Below are 18056 nucleotides of genomic sequence, written 5' to 3'. Positions count from 1 at the left end.
TATTGACATATTTTTTTAAAGAGTGTAGAATATAATACTGAAGTATAAACAGAGCTTTGCCCATGTAGCTCAGTAGGCAGAGCGTCACCTTGGTAAGGTGGAGGTCGTCGGTTCAATCCCGATCATGGGCTCCATTATTTTACATAAAAGAAACACCAGGGTAAGTTTAAATGCCAAACATATCGTCCTAATCATAGGGCGAATAAATAAACTAGGGTTTGAACAATCCGAAGTTACGCCTGTGGAGATTTAGTATCAATGAAGCAGGAATCCCTCAAAGGGAAGTTCAAAGGTGCACACAAAAAACCATACATAAAGGAGGAGAAGAGAAATGGCAAAGGCACATTTTGAGAGAAAGAAGCCACACGTTAACGTAGGAACAATAGGACACGTTGACCATGGAAAGACAACATTAACAGCAGCAATAACAACAGTATTAGCTCAATATGGAAGAGCGCAAGCAACAAAGTATGACGAAATAGATAAGGCACCAGAAGAAAAGGAAAGAGGAATTACAATCAACACAGCACACGTTGAATATGAAACAGAAGCAAGACACTATGCACACGTAGACTGTCCAGGACACGCTGACTACGTAAAGAACATGATTACAGGAGCAGCGCAAATGGACGGAGCTATACTAGTTGTTAGTGCAGCAGACGGTCCAATGCCACAAACAAGAGAGCACATACTACTAGCAAGACAAGTTGGTGTTCCATACATTGTAGTATTCTTAAACAAGGCAGACATGGTAGACGACCCAGAACTAATTGACTAGATAAAGGAGGAGAAGAGAAATGGCAAAGGCACATTTTGAGAGAAAGAAGCCACACGTTAACGTAGGAACAATAGGACACGTTGACCATGGGAAGACAACATTAACAGCAGCAATAACAACAGTATTAGCTCAATATGGAAGAGCGCAAGCAACAAAGTATGACGAAATAGATAAGGCACCAGAAGAAAAGGAAAGAGGAATTACAATCAACACAGCACACGTTGAATATGAAACAGAAGCAAGACACTATGCACACGTAGACTGTCCAGGACACGCTGACTACGTAAAGAACATGATTACAGGAGCAGCGCAAATGGACGGAGCTATACTAGTTGTTAGTGCAGCAGACGGTCCAATGCCACAAACAAGAGAGCACATACTACTAGCAAGACAAGTTGGTGTTCCATACATTGTAGTATTCTTAAACAAGGCAGACATGGTAGACGACCCAGAACTAATTGACCTAGTAGAAATGGAAATCAGAGACCTACTAAACGAATATGAATTCCCAGGAGATGACACACCAATCGTAGTAGGATCAGCACTACAAGCACTTGAATGTGGATGTGGAAAGAGAGAATGTCAATGGTGTGGAAAGATTCTAGAACTTATGGATACAATAGACAGCTACATTCCAACACCAGAAAGAGATAAGGATAAGCCATTCCTAATGCCAGTAGAAGACGTATTCACAATAACAGGTAGAGGAACAGTTGCAACTGGTAGAGTAGAAAGAGGAGTACTAAAGGTAGGAGACGAAGTAGAAATCGTAGGACTATCAGATGAAAAGAAGAAGACAGTAGTAACTGGAGTAGAAATGTTCAGAAAGGTACTTGATCAAGCAGAAGCAGGAGACAACATAGGAGCACTTCTAAGAGGTGTAACAAGAGACGAAATCGAAAGAGGTCAAGTACTAGCAAAGCCAGGAACAGTAAATCCACACAAGAGATTTGAAGGTCAAGTATACGTATTAAAGAAAGAAGAAGGTGGAAGACATACTCCATTCTTCAACGGATACAGACCACAATTCTACTTCAGAACAACAGACGTTACTGGATCAATTAAGTTACCAGAAGGCGTTGAAATGTGTATGCCAGGAGACCACATCAACATGGAAGTTGAACTAATCACTCCAATAGCAATGGAAGAAGGATTAAGATTCGCTATCCGTGAAGGTGGAAGAACTGTTGGTGCTGGTGTTGTTGCAAAGATTTTTGAATAATANGTTGCAACTGGTAGAGTAGAAAGAGGAGTACTAAAGGTAGGAGACGAAGTAGAAATCGTAGGACTATCAGATGAAAAGAAGAAGACAGTAGTAACTGGAGTAGAAATGTTCAGAAAGGTACTTGATCAAGCAGAAGCAGGAGACAACATAGGAGCACTTCTAAGAGGTGTAACAAGAGACGAAATCGAAAGAGGTCAAGTACTAGCAAAGCCAGGAACAGTAAATCCACACAAGAGATTTGAAGGTCAAGTATACGTATTAAAGAAAGAAGAAGGTGGAAGACATACTCCATTCTTCAACGGATACAGACCACAATTCTACTTCAGAACAACAGACGTTACTGGATCAATTAAGTTACCAGAAGGCGTTGAAATGTGTATGCCAGGAGACCACATCAACATGGAAGTTGAACTAATCACTCCAATAGCAATGGAAGAAGGATTAAGATTCGCTATCCGTGAAGGTGGAAGAACTGTTGGTGCTGGTGTTGTTGCAAAGATTTTTGAATAATAAAACTGGGAGCTTAGGGTTATCCTAGGCTTCCTATTTTCTTTTAAAATGAATTTTGTTAAATTATTTTGTATTCTTGACATAATACTGTATTTGTGTTAAATTAAAATGGAATGCTTAAAAATAGTAGGGTAGCACTTTTCTCAACTAGGAGGTGTAGAAGGTGAGAGTAAAGATAACATTAGCTTGTACAGAATGCAAGCAAAGAAATTATCACACAACAAAAAATAAGAAGAATGACCCAGATAGAATAGAACTTAACAAGTACTGCAAATTCTGCAAAAAGCACACACTTCACAAGGAAACAAAGTAATTTTGTTTAAGGATGTGAATTTTATGGCAGCTAAAACAAATGGGGTAATCTCATATTTTAAAGATATAAAGGCCGAATTTAAGAAGATTACATGGCCTACTTGGGAAGATGTTAAGGAATCAACAATTAAGACACTTGTGGTTATGTTGTTCTTTACATTAGTTATAACTGTATATGATTCAGTTTTTAGTAACATACTAAAAGGTGTCCTCAATTATTTTAAGTAAAAAAGGAGGGAGGGACTATTTAAAGTTAGTCCCTTAAGATATGGTAGAAAAAGCAAGATGGTATGTTGTACACACATATTCAGGTTATGAGAATAAGGTAAAGGCAAATCTAGAAAAGACAATAGAAAACAGAGGATTGCATCACCTTATACACGATATTCAAATACCATTAGAAGATGTTGTTGAAACAAAGAATGACAAAACTAGAGTAGTACAGAGAAAGAGATTTCCTGGATATGTACTAGTAAAAATGATAATGACAGATGAGTCATGGTATGTGGTTAGAAACACAAGGGGCGTTACTGGATTTGTTGGACCAGGTTCTAAGCCAGTTCCTCTAACAGATGAAGAAGTTGAGGCTATGGGAATAGTTGAACCTGTTCAATTAATTGATGTAGAAGTTGGAGAAAATGTAAGAATAACAAGTGGTGCCCTTGAAAGTTTCATAGCTCAAATCCAGGAAATAAACTATGAAAAGAAAAAGATAAAAGCTCTGGTTAATATGTTCGGTAGGGAAACTCCAGTCGAACTAGATTTTAACCAGATTGAAAAGATATGATTTCTTATCTTAAGGAGGTGTACAGACAATGGCAAAGAAAGTAGTAGGTATGGTAAAACTTCAATTACCTGCAGGTAAGGCTACTCCAGCGCCACCAGTAGGTCCAGCACTAGGTCAACATGGTGTTAACATCATGGGATTCTGTAAGGAATTCAATGCTAAGACTGCAAACCAAGCAGGACTTATAATCCCAGTTGTTATCACAATTTACCAAGACAGATCATTCAGCTTTATTCTAAAGACTCCACCAGCAGCAGTTCTACTAAAGAAGGCAGCTGGAATTGAATCAGGTTCAGCAGTACCAAACAAGCAAAAGGTTGGTAAGGTTTCAATGGCTAAGGTTAGAGAAATCGCTGAACTTAAGATGCCAGACCTAAATGCAGGTTCACTTGAAGCAGCTATCAGCATGATCAAGGGAACAGCTAGAAGTATGGGAATTGAAATAGTAGAGTAATTTCCTGCTTGAAAGTGGGAGGTTATTACCGCTAATACCACATAAGGAGGGTTAAGAAATGAAAAGAGGAAAGAATTATTTAGAAAGCGCTAAGCTAGTTGATAGAAGTGTATTATACACTCCAAGAGAAGCTCTTGATTTAGCAATTCAAACTGCAAAGGCAAAGTTTGATGAAACAATTGAAGTACACGTAAGACTTGGTGTAGACCCAAGACATGCAGATCAACAAGTTAGAGGAGCAGTTGTTCTTCCACACGGAACAGGTAAGACTGTTAAGGTTTTAGTGTTTGCTAAGGGAGAAAAGGCTAAGGAAGCAGAAGCAGCAGGAGCTGACTATGTAGGTGCTGAAGAATTAGTAGATAAGATCCAAAAGGAAAACTGGTTTGATTACGATGTAGTTGTTGCAACTCCAGATATGATGGGTGTTGTAGGTAGACTAGGTAAGATTCTTGGTCCAAAGGGATTAATGCCAAACCCAAAATCAGGTACAGTTACATTTGATGTTGCTAAGGCAATAGCAGAAATTAAGGCAGGTAAGGTTGAATACAGAGTTGACAAGACTGCTATAGTACACGTTCCAATTGGTAAGAAGTCATTTGGAACTGATAAGTTACTTGATAACTTCCATACTTTAATGGAAGCTATTATAAAGGCTAAGCCAGCAGCAGCAAAGGGACAATACATTAAGAGTGTTACAGTTTCAAGCACAATGGGTCCTGGAATAAAGATCAACCCAGCAAAGACACTTGAATAATATATTGACATGCTGCTTGGATTTTGATATAATAATACAGTCGAACTGAATACGAAAAAAACGCCGTAGACAGTAGGTGCCAGTAGGCATAACGGGTAACCAACCTACCGAGGTTTTAGATATGATATTTAGGCCTCTCTATGTCTACGGGAGGCCTTTTGTGTTGTGCAAAAGGCCTATATAAAAGACAAGGAGGTGTAAACGGTGGGCAACAGAGAAATCAAAGAAGCTAAAGTTAGAGAGCTTGCAGAAAAATTCCAAAAAGCCCAAGCTGCTATTTTGACATCATATATAGGCATCACAGTTGAGCAAGATACAGAGCTTCGTAAGAAGATGAGAGAAGCAGGTGTAGAATACAAAGTTGTAAAGAACACACTAGCTTTAAGAGCAGCTAAGGAAGCAGGTATTGAAGGTCTTGATCAATATTTCGAAGGACCAGTTGCTATAGCATTTGGATATGATGATCCAACTGCTCCAGCAAGAATACTTGCAAACTTCGCTGAAAACAATAAGGCTATCCAACTAAAAGCAGGTGTTGTTCAAGGAGAAGTATACGACACTGCTAAGGTTATTGAACTATCAAAGGTTCCACCAAGAGAAGTACTTATTGCAAAATTCCTTGGAAGTATCAAGTCACCACTATCAAGCCTTGTTTATGTGCTTGATGCTATTAGAAAACAAAAAGAAGAAGCAAATGCATAATTATTAAAAATTAGTGGAGGTGTTTGAAAATGACAATTCAAGAAATCATTCAAGCTATAGAAAATATGACTGTTCTTGAACTAAATGAATTAGTAAAGGCATGCGAAGAAAAGTTTGGTGTAAGCGCAGCAGCTCCAGTTGCAGTAGCAGGTGCAGCAGCTGCAGCAGCTCCAGCAGCTGAAGAAAAGACTGAATTCGATGTAATCCTAGCAAACGCTGGTGCTGAAAAGGTTAAGGTAATCAAGGTTGTAAGAGAATTAACAGGTCTTGGATTAAAGGAAGCTAAGGACCTAGTTGACAACGCTCCAAAGACACTAAAGGAAGGCGTAAGCAAGGAAGAAGCAGAACAAATCAAGGCAAAGCTTGCTGAAGTTGGAGCAACTGTAGAAATAAAGTAATTTAAGATAGGCAAGAAAAAAGTGCTGCAATGCAGCACTTTTTTTTATCCATTTTTAGATATATATTCTTGACTAGGAAAAAATGTTATGATATTATAATAAAATGCATGAATAATGGGATTACTATGCAAATATATATTATATTTTGTATATAATTTAGCTAATATGTAAAAAATATAATGATAGCTGATAATAATTTTATTTATCTGTATATAAACTGTCAACTGTTATTTATCAATACATAAGGGGTGAGATTTTAATGGTACATCCTGAAAACAACATCGTGCATCCAGTTCAAGTCGGTAGAAGAACTAGGATGAGCTTCTCAAAAATCAAAGAAGTAATCGACATGCCTAATCTTATCGAGGTACAGCTCAATTCATATCAATGGTTCTTAGATGAAGGGTTAAAGGAAGTATTTGAAGATGTTAACCCGATTACTGATTACACAGGAAATTTAGTTTTAGAATTCATAGACTACAAATTGGACTATGACAACATCAAATATACTGTTGAAGAATGCAAAGAGAGAGATGCTACATATGCAGCTCCTTTAAAGGTAAAGGTAAGACTTGTAAACAAGGAAACAGGTGAAGTTAAAGATCAAGAGGTATTCATGGGAGATTTTCCATTAATGACAGAGCAAGGAACATTTGTCATTAATGGTGCAGAGAGAGTTATAGTAAGCCAGTTGGTTAGATCACCTGGTGCTTACTATGCTGAAACAATTGATAAGTCAGGTAAGAGACTATACTCCTCAACAATAATACCAAATAGAGGAGCATGGATAGAGTACGAGACAGATTCAAATGACATTATCTATGTTAGAATAGATAAAACAAGAAAGTTGCCTTTAACAGTGTTTATTAGAGCACTTGGTTTAGGTTTAGATAATGAAATAATACAATTCTTTGGAGAAGATGAGCATTTAAGAGCTACTATTGAAAAGGACAGCACAAAGTCAACAGAAGAAGGTTTAATTGAAATTTATAAGAGATTAAGACCAGGTGAACCACCAACTGTTGAGAGTGCAACTGCACTATTAGAAGGATTATTCTTTGATCCTAAGAGATACGACTTATCAAGAGTAGGAAGATATAAGTTTAATAAGAAATTAGCACTTGCAATGAGAATTAATGGTCAAGTTGCTGCCGATACCATTGCTCACCCTGAAACAGGAGAAATTCTTGTTGAAGAAGGCCAAAAGATATCAAGAGAAAAGGCTTGGGCTATTCAAAATGCAGGTATAAATGTAGTTGATGTTCTTGTTGAAGGGAAGAGAGTTAGGGTAATAGGCAATAACTTTGTTGATATTCATAGCCTAAATCTACCATACGATTTAAGCGATTTAAATATAAGAGAATTCGTTCACTATCCTACACTAAAAGCTATATTGGATGAATATCAAGATGAAGAAGATGTAAAGGATGCAATAAGACAAAATATACATCAATTAATTCCAAAGCATATAATTAAGGATGACATTTTTGCAACAATTAGCTACTGCTTAAATCTATCCTTTGGAATTGGATATGTTGATGATATAGACCATCTTGGAAATAGAAGATTAAGAGCGGTTGGAGAATTACTACAAAATCAATTTAGAATTGGTCTATCCAGAATGGAAAGAGTAATTAAGGAAAGAATGACCATTCAAGATCTAGATGTAGTAACTCCACAGCAGCTAATAAATATAAGACCTGTTGCAGCAGCTATTAAAGAGTTCTTTGGTAGCTCACAGCTTTCACAATTTATGGACCAAACAAACCCACTATCAGAGCTTACACACAAAAGAAGACTTTCTGCACTAGGTCCTGGAGGTCTTTCAAGAGAAAGAGCTGGATTCGAAGTAAGAGACGTTCACCACTCACACTATGGTAGAATGTGTCCTATCGAAACACCAGAAGGTCCAAACATAGGTCTTATAAACTCACTTGCAACCTATGCAAGAGTTAATGAATATGGTTTTATTCAAACTCCATATAGAATAGTTGATAAGGAAAATGGTATTGTTACAGATAAAGTTGTTTATTTAACAGCAGATGAGGAAGACCAATATATAATAGCTCAAGCTAACGAACCACTTGATGAAAATGGAAGATTTATAGACAAGAGAGTTACAGCAAGAGCTAAGAAGGAAATAGTAGTTGTATCACCAAACCAAGTAGATTTAATGGACGTATCACCAAAGCAAATTGTATCAGTTGCAACAGCTATGATACCTTTCCTTGAAAATGACGACGCAAACAGAGCCCTAATGGGTTCAAACATGCAACGTCAAGCAGTGCCACTAATTAAGACAGAGGCACCAATAGTAGGAACAGGTATTGAGTATAAGGCTGCTAAAGACTCAGGGGTAATTCCTCTTGCTAAGGCTGATGGAGTTGTTGTAAAGGTAACTGGTGATATGATTCAAATAAAGAGAGATGAAGATGGTAAGATTGATACTTATAAGCTAATAAAGTTCAAGAGATCAAACCAAGGAACATGCATAAATCAAAGACCAATAGTAAATGAAGGAGACAGAGTAAAGAAGGGCGATATAATAGCAGATGGACCTTCAATTGACCAAGGCGAAATTGCACTTGGTAAAAACATATTAATTGGTTTCATGACTTGGGAAGGTTACAACTACGAGGACGCTATACTAATTTCAGAAGAACTTGTAATGAACGATGTATTTACATCAATTCATATAGAAGAGTATGAATGTGAAGCTAGAGATACAAAACTTGGACCAGAAGAAATAACAAGGGACATTCCAAATGTTGGAGAAGACGCTCTTAAGGATCTTGATGAAAGAGGAATTATAAGAATAGGTGCAGAGGTTAGAGCAGGAGATATACTTGTTGGAAAGGTAACTCCAAAGGGAGAAACAGAGTTAACTGCTGAAGAGAGATTGCTTAGAGCAATATTTGGAGAGAAGGCAAGAGAAGTTAGAGATACATCACTTAGAGTACCACACGGAGAAGCAGGTATAATAGTAGATGTTAAGATATTTACAAGAGAAAATGGTGATGAACTACCACCTGGAGTAAATGAACTTGTAAGAGTATACATTGCACAAAAGAGAAAGATATCTGTTGGTGACAAGATGGCTGGTCGTCACGGTAACAAGGGTGTTATCTCAAGAGTATTACCAGTTGAAGACATGCCATATTTACCAGATGGTAGACCACTACAAATAGTATTAAACCCACTTGGTGTTCCATCACGTATGAACATCGGTCAGGTTCTAGAAGTACACTTAGGACTTGCGGCATCAAAACTAGGATGGCATGTAGCAACTCCAGTATTTGATGGTGCAACAGAAGAGGATATAGAAAAGTGCTTAGAAATGGCAGGATTCAGCCCAGATGGTAAGATAACCTTAAGAGATGGTAGAACAGGTGAAGAATTTGATAATAGAGTAACTGTAGGTTACATGTACATGTTAAAACTTGCTCACCTTGTTGACGATAAGATACACGCAAGATCAACAGGACCATACTCACTTGTTACTCAACAACCACTAGGTGGTAAAGCACAATTTGGTGGTCAAAGATTTGGTGAAATGGAAGTTTGGGCAATAGAAGCCTACGGTGCTGCTCATATGCTTCAANAAGGGTGTTATCTCAAGAGTATTACCAGTTGAAGACATGCCATATTTACCAGATGGTAGACCACTACAAATAGTATTAAACCCACTTGGTGTTCCATCACGTATGAACATCGGTCAGGTTCTAGAAGTACACTTAGGACTTGCGGCATCAAAACTAGGATGGCATGTAGCAACTCCAGTATTTGATGGTGCAACAGAAGAGGATATAGAAAAGTGCTTAGAAATGGCAGGATTCAGCCCAGATGGTAAGATAACCTTAAGAGATGGTAGAACAGGTGAAGAATTTGATAATAGAGTAACTGTAGGTTACATGTACATGTTAAAACTTGCTCACCTTGTTGACGATAAGATACACGCAAGATCAACAGGACCATACTCACTTGTTACTCAACAACCACTAGGTGGTAAAGCACAATTTGGTGGTCAAAGATTTGGTGAAATGGAAGTTTGGGCAATAGAAGCCTACGGTGCTGCTCATATGCTTCAAGAGTTGTTAACAGTTAAGTCTGACGACGTTGTAGGTCGTGTTAAGACATATGAAGCAATTGTTAAAGGTGAAAACATTCCAGAACCTGGTGTACCAGAATCCTTTAAGGTTCTAATCAAGGAATTACAATCACTATGTCTAGATGTTAAGGTACTAACTGATGATAAACAAGAAATTGCAATTAAAGAAGATATAGAAGATGATTTAGAAGAAATGCAAGAAACTATGGAAAGCGTAGAAGGAATATTCCCACCATCACCTCAAGAAGATGTTGTTTATGAAGAAACTGAAGACAATGAAGATATGATGGATGAAGATATGGATATATCATCACTTATGGATGAGGACATGAAGGTGGATGTTGACTTCGGTTTAGATGATGATTTAAATGGTTTTGATGATTTTGAAGAATAATAAGATATAGACTGCCTACACTTATGTTGTAGGCAGTCCATAACAAAAAATGAAGGGAGGATGTCCTCTTGTTCGAATTAAATAATTTTGATTCCATCCAGATAGGTCTTGCTTCTCCAGAAAAAATAAGAGAGTGGTCAAAGGGAGAAGTTAAAAAACCAGAAACAATAAACTACAGAACTTTAAAGCCAGAAAAGGACGGTCTTTTCTGTGAAAGAATATTTGGTCCTGTTAAGGACTGGGAATGTCACTGTGGTAAATACAAAAGAGTAAGATATAAAGGTATTGTATGTGATAGATGTGGTGTTGAGGTTACAAAGTCAAAGGTAAGACGTGAAAGAATGGGACATATTGAGCTTGCAGCTCCAGTATCACATATTTGGTATTTTAAGGGCATCCCATCAAGAATGGGACTAATTCTTGATATGTCACCAAGATCACTTGAAAAGGTACTATATTTTGCAGCATATGTAGTAATAGATCCAGGTAATACTGGTCTATCAAAGAAGCAAGTGTTAACTGAAAAGGAATATAGAGAAGCAATTGAAAAGTATGGTGAAGGTTCCTTTAGAGCAGGAATGGGAGCAGAAGCTATAAAAGAGCTTCTAAAGGAAATAGATTTAGAAAAGCTTGCAAAGGAATTAAGAGCAGAATTAGAAAATAGTACAGGACAAAAGAAGGTTAGAACTATTAGAAGACTTGAAGTTGTAGAGGCTTTTAGAAAGTCAAATAATAAGCCAGAATGGATGATACTTGATGTAATTCCAGTAATTCCACCAGATCTAAGACCAATGGTACAATTAGATGGTGGTAGATTTGCAACATCAGACTTAAACGATCTATATAGAAGAGTTATTAATAGAAATAACAGATTAAAGAGACTTCTTGATCTTGGAGCTCCAGATATTATAGTTAGAAATGAAAAGAGAATGCTTCAAGAAGCTGTTGATGCACTAATAGATAATGGAAGACGTGGAAGACCTGTTACTGGTCCTGGAAATAGACCACTAAAGTCACTTTCAGATATGTTAAAGGGTAAGCAGGGTAGATTCCGTCAAAACCTACTTGGTAAGCGTGTTGACTATTCAGGACGTTCAGTTATAGTTGTTGGTCCAGAACTTAAGATGTATCAATGTGGTCTTCCAAAGGAAATGGCACTTGAGTTATTTAAACCTTTTGTTATGAAGGCTCTTGTTGACAAGGGAATAACTCATAACATAAAAAGTGCTAAGAAGATGGTTGAAAAGGTAAACAATCAAGTTTGGGATATATTAGAAGAAGTAATTCAAGATCATCCAGTTTTACTAAACCGTGCTCCTACTCTACATAGACTTGGTATTCAAGCATTCCAACCAGTTTTAGTAGAGGGACGTGCGATTAAACTTCATCCACTTGTATGTACAGCATACAACGCAGACTTCGACGGAGACCAAATGGCAGTTCACGTACCTCTATCAGTAGAAGCACAGGCTGAAGCAAGATTCTTAATGCTTGCAGCACACAACATGTTAAAGCCTTCAGATGGTAAACCAGTAACTGTTCCAACACAAGACATGGTACTTGGTTCATACTATCTAACAATAGAAAAAGAGGGAGAAAAGGGAGAAGGAAAATACTTCTCATCACCAGAAGAAGTGCTACTAGCTTATCAGCTAGGTGAAGTTGGAATACATGCAAAAATTAACGTAAAGATGACTAAAGAAGTAAACGGTCAAAAGTTAAGCAAGATAATACAAACAACACCAGGTAGAATTATATTTAACGAAGCTATACCACAGGATTTAGGCTTTGTAGATAGAAATGACCCAGAAAAGATGTTTGATTTAGAAGTTGATTTCCTAGTAGATAAGAAGCAACTAGGTAAGATAGTAGATAGAGTTTATAAGAAGCATGGTCCAACTGAAACAGCAATTACATTAGATAAGATAAAGGCACTAGGATTTAAATTCTCAACTAGAGGTGCAATTACTGTTTCAGTTTCAGACATGATTATTCCTGAGGCTAAAAAGGAATTGCTAGCACAAGCAGATGCAACAGTTGATGAAATTCAAAAGATGTTTAGAAGAGGTCTAATCTCAGAAGAAGAAAGATACAATAGCGTTATTGATACATGGACTAAGACAACAGAAGCAGTTACTAATGCTCTAATGGATAGCTTTGATAAACTAAATCCAATATTCATGATGGCACATTCAGGAGCGAGAGGTTCTAAGAACCAAATAAGACAGCTTTGTGGTATGAGAGGTCTTATGGCAAACCCATCAGGTAAGATCATAGAGCTTCCAATTAGAGCAAGCTTCCGTGAAGGTCTTAACGTGCTTGAGTACTTCATTTCAACACACGGTGCAAGAAAAGGTCTTGCGGATACAGCATTAAGAACTGCTGACTCAGGTTACCTAACAAGAAGACTTGTTGACGTATCACAAGACGTTATAGTAAGAGAAGAAGATTGTGGTACTCAAGAAGGATTCTATGTTGAAGCAATAAAGGATGGAAACGAAGTAATTGAACCATTAAAGGATAGAATCTATGGTAGATATGCAGCAGAAGATGTTGTAAACCCAGAAACAGGAGAGCTAATTGTTGCTAAAAATGAATACATTACTGAAGAAATTGCAAACAAGATAGAAAAGCTAGGAATACAAAAGGTTAAGATTAGAAGTGTATTCACATGTAAAACAAGATATGGAGTATGTTCAAAGTGCTATGGTATGAACATGGCTACAGGCGATAAGACAAATATAGGTGAAGCAGTAGGTATAATAGCTGCACAATCAATCGGTGAACCAGGTACTCAGCTTACAATGAGAACTTTCCACACAGGTGGTGTAGCTGGTGCAGACATCACACAAGGTTTACCAAGAGTAGAAGAGCTATTTGAAGCTAGAAAACCAAAGGGACTTGCAATTATCTCAGAAATTGGCGGATTAGTTAAGGTAACAGAAGATAGAAAGAGAAAGTTAGTAACAGTAACATCAAATTCTGGAGAAGAGAGAGTATATCCAATACCATATGGTTCAAGATTAAAGGTATACGATGGTCAAGTTATAGAAGCAGGTGACCTATTAACAGAAGGTTCAGTTAACCCACATGACCTATTAAGAATTAAGGGTGTTGAAGCAGTAAGGGCATACTTACTTGCTGAAGTACAAAAGGTTTACAGAATGCAAGGTGTTGATATAAACGACAAGCATCTAGAAATAATAATTAAACAGATGATGAGAAAGATTAAAGTAGAAGATGCTGGAGATACTGATCTACTACCAGGTAGCTTAGTAGATATGTTTGAGTTTGAAGAGGTAAATAGAGAAGCTGAAGAAAAAGGTCTAAGAAAGGCTGAAGGTAAAGTAGCATTACTTGGTATAACAAAGGCCGCTTTAGCTACAGACTCATTCCTATCAGCAGCATCATTCCAAGAAACTACAAGAGTTCTTACAGATGCAGCAATAAAAGGTAAGATAGACCCACTTGTAGGATTAAAGGAAAACGTAATTATAGGTAAGTTAATACCAGCAGGAACTGGTATGACTAAGTACAGAAGTATACAAATTACAACAGTTGAGGATGAAAATACTAGTGGTGAATTAACAAAATAATAACAACACTATTGTTGACACATTGTATTTTAGATGTTAAAATTAAGTTTGTGTGACTATGGGACAGCATTTTGCTGTCCATAGTCAATGTATTTTTGCCTTTTTAGAGGGTGATAAAATGAGTGGTAAGTTGCCAAACAAAAAGATAGTAGGAGCAAAACAAACATTAAAGGCAATCAAGCAGGCAACAGCAAAAATAGTGTATGTTGCAAAGGACGCAGATAAAAAGGTAACTCAACCTATAATTGATCTTTGTACAGAAAATAAGGTTGAGCTTGTTATGGTTGATTCAATGGATGAACTAGGAAGACTATGTGGTATTGATGTAGGGGCCTCTGCAGCATGCATTCTTAAGGAATAGCTAATATTTTTATTTTATATATTTTGTGTTCTACTTTTGGAAGGAGGTGCACATATGCCAACAATTAACCAGCTAGTAAGACTTGGAAGAGAAAAGGTTCAAAAGAAGTCAAAGTCACCAGCTCTAAAGGCTTGTCCTCAAAAGAGAGGTGTATGTACAGTAGTTAAGACTACAACTCCAAAGAAGCCAAACTCAGCGCTAAGAAAGATTGCCAGAGTAAGGCTAACAAATGGAATTGAAGTAACTGCATACATCCCAGGTGAAGGACACAACCTACAAGAACACAGCGTTGTTCTTATAAGAGGTGGAAGAGTAAAGGACCTTCCAGGTGTTAGATACCACATCGTAAGAGGAGCTCTTGACTGTGCTGGTGTTGCTAACAGAAAGCAACAAAGATCAAAATACGGTACTAAGAGACCAAAGAAGTAATTTAATATTTAGTGCTGTGTGCAATGCAATGCTATCTCCTTCTGGGTTATAATAGATTGCATTAACAGAGCACTTTGCGGCGAAGGCCGAGTACCGATGAACTTAAACTTTAATGTTAAGGAGGGAAGAAAAGTGCCAAGAAAGGGTTATGTACCAAAGAGAGAAGTACTTCCTGATCCAATATACAATAGCACTGTTGTAACAAAGCTTATCAATAAGATTATGTGGGACGGGAAGAAGGGCGTAGCACAAAAGATTTGCTACGATGCATTTGATATAATAAGAGAAAAGACAGGAAAAGATCCACTAGAAGTATTTGAAGCTGCTATGAACAATGTTATGCCTGTTCTTGAAGTTAAGGCAAGAAGAATAGGTGGTGCAACTTACCAAGTTCCTGTTGAAGTAAGACCAGATAGAAGACAAACACTAGGAATTAGATGGTTAGTTGAAGCTGCAAGAAATAGAGGCGAAAAGTACATGAGACTTAAGCTTGCTAATGAAATAATGGATGCAGCTAACAACACAGGAGCAGCTGTTAAGAAGAAAGAAGATACTCATAAGATGGCAGAAGCTAACAAGGCATTTGCTCACTATAGATGGTAATAAATTTATAAAAATTACCCTAAATGCACATACTTTTAATGTGCATTTAGGGTTTCCCTATATACAAATAGTATCCTAGAGAGGAGGAAATATAGTGCCGAGATTAGTACCACTTGAGAAGGTTAGAAATATAGGTATAATGGCGCACATAGATGCAGGTAAGACAACTACAACAGAACGTATTCTTTTCTACACTGGTAGAACTCACAAAATAGGTGAAGTTCATGAAGGCGCTGCTACAATGGACTGGATGGTACAAGAGCAAGAAAGAGGTATCACAATTACATCAGCAGCGACAACTTGCCAATGGAAAGGACACACTATAAACATAATAGATACACCAGGACACGTAGACTTTACAGTAGAAGTTGAAAGATCACTTCGTGTACTTGATGGTGCAGTTGCAGTATTCTGTGCAAAGGGTGGAGTTGAGCCACAATCTGAAACAGTTTGGAGACAGGCAGACAAGTACGGTGTTCCAAGAATAGCTTATGTTAACAAGATGGACATTATGGGAGCTGACTTCTTCAACGTTATCCAAATGATGAAGGATAGACTTGGAGCTAAGCCAGTACCAATCCAATTACCAATAGGTAAGGAAGATACATTCAAGGGTGTTATCGACCTTATAAGAAATGAAGCTATAATCTACACTGATGACCTTGGAACAAAGGCTGAAGAAACTGAAATTCCAGAAGATCTAAAGGATCTTGCAGAAGAATACAGAACAAACTTAATAGAAGCTGTTGCTGAAACAGATGAAGAACTAATGATGAAGTACTTAGAAGGTGAAGAATTCACTGTAGAAGAAATAAAAGCAGGACTTAGAAAGGCTACAATAGCTGGAGAAATAGTTCCTGTATGCTGTGGTTCTTCATACAAGAACAAAGGGGTTCAACCACTTCTTGACGCAGTTGTTGAATTCCTACCATCACCAATTGATATCCCATCAGTAAAGGGTATCAATCCAGATTCAGGTGAAGAAGATGAAAGACATGCAAGCGATGATGAACCACTATCAGCACTTGCATTTAAGATAATGGCTGACCCATTCGTTGGAAAGCTAGTATTCACAAGAGTATATTCAGGTGTTCTTACTGCAGGTACTTATGTACTTAACTCAACAAAGGGTAAGAAGGAAAGAATCGGAAGACTTGTTAAGATGCACGCTAACCACAGAGAAGAAGTAGAAGAAATAAGAGCAGGAGATATCGGTGCTGTTGTAGGTCTAAAGGATGTTACAACAGGAGATACTCTTTGTGATCCAGAAAAGCCAATAATTCTAGAAAAGATGGAATTCCCAGAACCAGTTATCTCAGTTGCAATTGAACCAAAGACAAAGGCAGGTCAAGAAAAGCTTGCTCTATCACTACAAAAGCTAGCAGAAGAAGACCCATCATTTAGAACATACACTGACCAAGAAACAGGTCAAACAATTATAGCTGGTATGGGTGAGCTACACCTTGAAATAATTGTTGACAGACTTCAAAGAGAATTCAAGGTTGAATGTAATGTTGGTAAGCCACAAGTTGCTTACAAAGAAACAATTAGAAAGGCTGTTAAGGCTGAAGGTAAGTTCGTAAGACAATCAGGTGGACGTGGACAATATGGTCACTGTTGGATAGAACTTATACCACAAGAAAGAGGTAAGGGATACGAATTCGTTAACAACATCGTTGGTGGTGTAATTCCAAAGGAATATATCCCAGCAGTAGATGCAGGTATCCAAGAAGCTATGACAAGTGGTGTTGTTGCAGGATACCCAGTTATAGACTGTAAGGTAGTTCTATTTGACGGTTCATACCACGAAGTTGACTCATCAGAAATGGCATTCAAGATTGCAGGTTCAATGGCATTCAAGAATGCAATGCAAAAGGCTGACCCAGTTCTTCTTGAACCAATAATGAAGGTTGAAGTTGTTGTTCCAGAAGAATACATGGGAGATGTAATGGGAGACATCAACTCAAGAAGAGGTAGAATAGAAGGTATGGAACCAAGAAATGGTGCTCAAGTTATAAGAGCATATGTTCCACTTGCTGAAATGTTTGGATATGCAACAACTCTACGTTCAAGAACACAAGGTAGAGGAACTTACGTAATGCAATTTGCAACATATGAAGAAGTGCCAGCTAGCATTCAAGCTCAAATAGTTGGTGAAAGAAATAAAGAATAATATATAAATAAAGGAGGAGAAGAGAAATGGCAAAGGCACATTTTGAGAGAAAGAAGCCACACGTTAACGTAGGAACAATAGGACACGTTGACCATGGGAAGACAACATTAACAGCAGCAATAACAACAGTATTAGCTCAATATGGAAGAGCGCAAGCAACAAAGTATGACGAAATAGATAAGGCACCAGAAGAAAAGGAAAGAGGAATTACAATCAACACAGCACACGTTGAATATGAAACAGAAGCAAGACACTATGCACACGTAGACTGTCCAGGACACGCTGACTACGTAAAGAACATGATTACAGGAGCAGCGCAAATGGACGGAGCTATACTAGTTGTTAGTGCAGCAGACGGTCCAATGCCACAAACAAGAGAGCACATACTACTAGCAAGACAAGTTGGTGTTCCATACATTGTAGTATTCTTAAACAAGGCAGACATGGTAGACGACCCAGAACTAATTGACCT

General features: G+C 37.6%; 15 protein-coding genes, 1 tRNA gene, 3 pseudogenes and 1 other annotated feature. All 19 genes and pseudogenes read left to right on the top strand.

The window, feature by feature from the left end:
- Positions 1-58 precede the first annotated feature (58 nt).
- Positions 59-134, top strand: a tRNA-Thr gene (locus TCEL_RS10155).
- Between the two features lie 197 nt (positions 135-331).
- Positions 332-775, top strand: a pseudogene (locus TCEL_RS10150) (GTP-binding protein); the annotation flags it as partial.
- Between the two features lie 22 nt (positions 776-797).
- Positions 798-2000 carry an elongation factor Tu gene (gene tuf / locus TCEL_RS10145; protein WP_018663759.1) on the top strand — a complete coding sequence of 401 codons (1203 nt, stop codon included), beginning with the start codon at positions 798-800 and terminating at the stop codon, positions 1998-2000.
- Positions 2001-2003: 3 nt separating this feature from the next.
- Positions 2004-2513: pseudogene (locus TCEL_RS10140) on the top strand (EF-Tu C-terminal domain-related protein); the annotation flags it as partial.
- A gap of 163 nt (positions 2514-2676) precedes the next feature.
- Complete coding sequence (gene rpmG, locus TCEL_RS10135) at positions 2677-2826, top strand: 50S ribosomal protein L33 (protein ID WP_018663758.1); 150 nt, start codon at positions 2677-2679, stop codon at positions 2824-2826.
- A 23-nt stretch (positions 2827-2849) separates the two neighbouring features.
- Positions 2850-3053, top strand: a complete 204-nt coding sequence (gene secE / locus TCEL_RS10130; protein WP_018663757.1) for a preprotein translocase subunit SecE — start codon at positions 2850-2852, stop codon at positions 3051-3053.
- 40 nt (positions 3054-3093) lie between these two features.
- On the top strand, positions 3094-3612 hold the full coding sequence (gene nusG / locus TCEL_RS10125; RefSeq protein WP_018663755.1) for a transcription termination/antitermination protein NusG: 519 nt from the start codon (positions 3094-3096) through the stop codon (positions 3610-3612).
- Positions 3613-3640: 28 nt separating this feature from the next.
- Complete coding sequence (gene rplK, locus TCEL_RS10120; protein WP_018663753.1) at positions 3641-4066, top strand: 50S ribosomal protein L11; 426 nt, start codon at positions 3641-3643, stop codon at positions 4064-4066.
- Between the two features lie 58 nt (positions 4067-4124).
- Positions 4125-4820 carry a 50S ribosomal protein L1 gene (rplA, locus tag TCEL_RS10115; protein ID WP_018663752.1) on the top strand — a complete coding sequence of 232 codons (696 nt, stop codon included), beginning with the start codon at positions 4125-4127 and terminating at the stop codon, positions 4818-4820.
- A gap of 45 nt (positions 4821-4865) precedes the next feature.
- Positions 4866-4991, top strand: a sequence feature (ribosomal protein L10 leader region).
- Positions 4992-5024: 33 nt separating this feature from the next.
- Positions 5025-5522, top strand: coding sequence for a 50S ribosomal protein L10 (gene rplJ, locus TCEL_RS10110; RefSeq protein ID WP_018663750.1), 498 nt, complete (start codon positions 5025-5027; stop codon positions 5520-5522).
- A 29-nt stretch (positions 5523-5551) separates the two neighbouring features.
- On the top strand, positions 5552-5920 hold the full coding sequence (gene rplL / locus TCEL_RS10105) for a 50S ribosomal protein L7/L12 (RefSeq protein ID WP_018663748.1): 369 nt from the start codon (positions 5552-5554) through the stop codon (positions 5918-5920).
- Between the two features lie 280 nt (positions 5921-6200).
- Positions 6201-9542 (top strand): annotated as a pseudogene (rpoB, locus tag TCEL_RS10100) (DNA-directed RNA polymerase subunit beta); the annotation flags it as partial.
- Between the two features lie 16 nt (positions 9543-9558).
- Entirely contained in the window at positions 9559-10422 is an 864-nt protein-coding gene (locus tag TCEL_RS10095) for a DNA-directed RNA polymerase subunit beta (RefSeq protein ID WP_018663744.1), read from the top strand.
- 68 nt (positions 10423-10490) lie between these two features.
- On the top strand, positions 10491-14018 hold the full coding sequence (gene rpoC, locus TCEL_RS10090; protein ID WP_018663742.1) for a DNA-directed RNA polymerase subunit beta': 3528 nt from the start codon (positions 10491-10493) through the stop codon (positions 14016-14018).
- A gap of 118 nt (positions 14019-14136) precedes the next feature.
- The gene (locus tag TCEL_RS10085; protein ID WP_018663740.1) at positions 14137-14379 is read left to right on the top strand and encodes a ribosomal L7Ae/L30e/S12e/Gadd45 family protein; all 243 of its coding nucleotides are present in this window, start codon (positions 14137-14139) and stop codon (positions 14377-14379) included.
- A 54-nt stretch (positions 14380-14433) separates the two neighbouring features.
- Positions 14434-14808: a 30S ribosomal protein S12 gene (gene rpsL, locus TCEL_RS10080; RefSeq protein WP_018663738.1), complete on the top strand. Its 375-nt coding sequence runs from the start codon at positions 14434-14436 to the stop codon at positions 14806-14808.
- A 132-nt stretch (positions 14809-14940) separates the two neighbouring features.
- Positions 14941-15411: a 30S ribosomal protein S7 gene (rpsG, locus tag TCEL_RS10075; RefSeq protein ID WP_018663736.1), complete on the top strand. Its 471-nt coding sequence runs from the start codon at positions 14941-14943 to the stop codon at positions 15409-15411.
- A gap of 94 nt (positions 15412-15505) precedes the next feature.
- A complete protein-coding gene (gene fusA / locus TCEL_RS10070; RefSeq protein ID WP_018663734.1) occupies positions 15506-17584 on the top strand; it encodes an elongation factor G in 2079 nt (692 codons plus the stop codon).
- Between the two features lie 26 nt (positions 17585-17610).
- On the top strand, positions 17611-18056 hold a 446-nt coding region (locus TCEL_RS10065; RefSeq protein ID WP_040684028.1), incomplete at its 3' end, for a GTP-binding protein.

The organism is Thermobrachium celere DSM 8682 (assembly GCF_000430995.1).
Classification (GTDB): Bacteria; Bacillota; Clostridia; order Clostridiales; family Caloramatoraceae; genus Thermobrachium; species Thermobrachium celere.
This window is presented reverse-complemented; position numbering and strand designations above follow the sequence as displayed.

Excerpts from the sequence above, each read along its gene's own strand:
- tuf (WP_018663759.1), top strand. The coding sequence starts at position 798 with ATGGCAAAGGCACATTTTGAGAGAAAGAAGCCACACGTTAACGTAGGA.
- secE (WP_018663757.1), top strand. The coding sequence starts at position 2,850 with ATGGCAGCTAAAACAAATGGGGTAATCTCATATTTTAAAGATATAAAG.
- nusG (WP_018663755.1), top strand. The coding sequence starts at position 3,094 with ATGGTAGAAAAAGCAAGATGGTATGTTGTACACACATATTCAGGTTAT.
- rplK (WP_018663753.1), top strand. The coding sequence starts at position 3,641 with ATGGCAAAGAAAGTAGTAGGTATGGTAAAACTTCAATTACCTGCAGGT.
- rplA (WP_018663752.1), top strand. The coding sequence starts at position 4,125 with ATGAAAAGAGGAAAGAATTATTTAGAAAGCGCTAAGCTAGTTGATAGA.
- rplL (WP_018663748.1), top strand. The coding sequence starts at position 5,552 with ATGACAATTCAAGAAATCATTCAAGCTATAGAAAATATGACTGTTCTT.
- TCEL_RS10095 (WP_018663744.1), top strand. The coding sequence starts at position 9,559 with ATGCCATATTTACCAGATGGTAGACCACTACAAATAGTATTAAACCCA.
- TCEL_RS10085 (WP_018663740.1), top strand. The coding sequence starts at position 14,137 with ATGAGTGGTAAGTTGCCAAACAAAAAGATAGTAGGAGCAAAACAAACA.
- rpsL (WP_018663738.1), top strand. The coding sequence starts at position 14,434 with ATGCCAACAATTAACCAGCTAGTAAGACTTGGAAGAGAAAAGGTTCAA.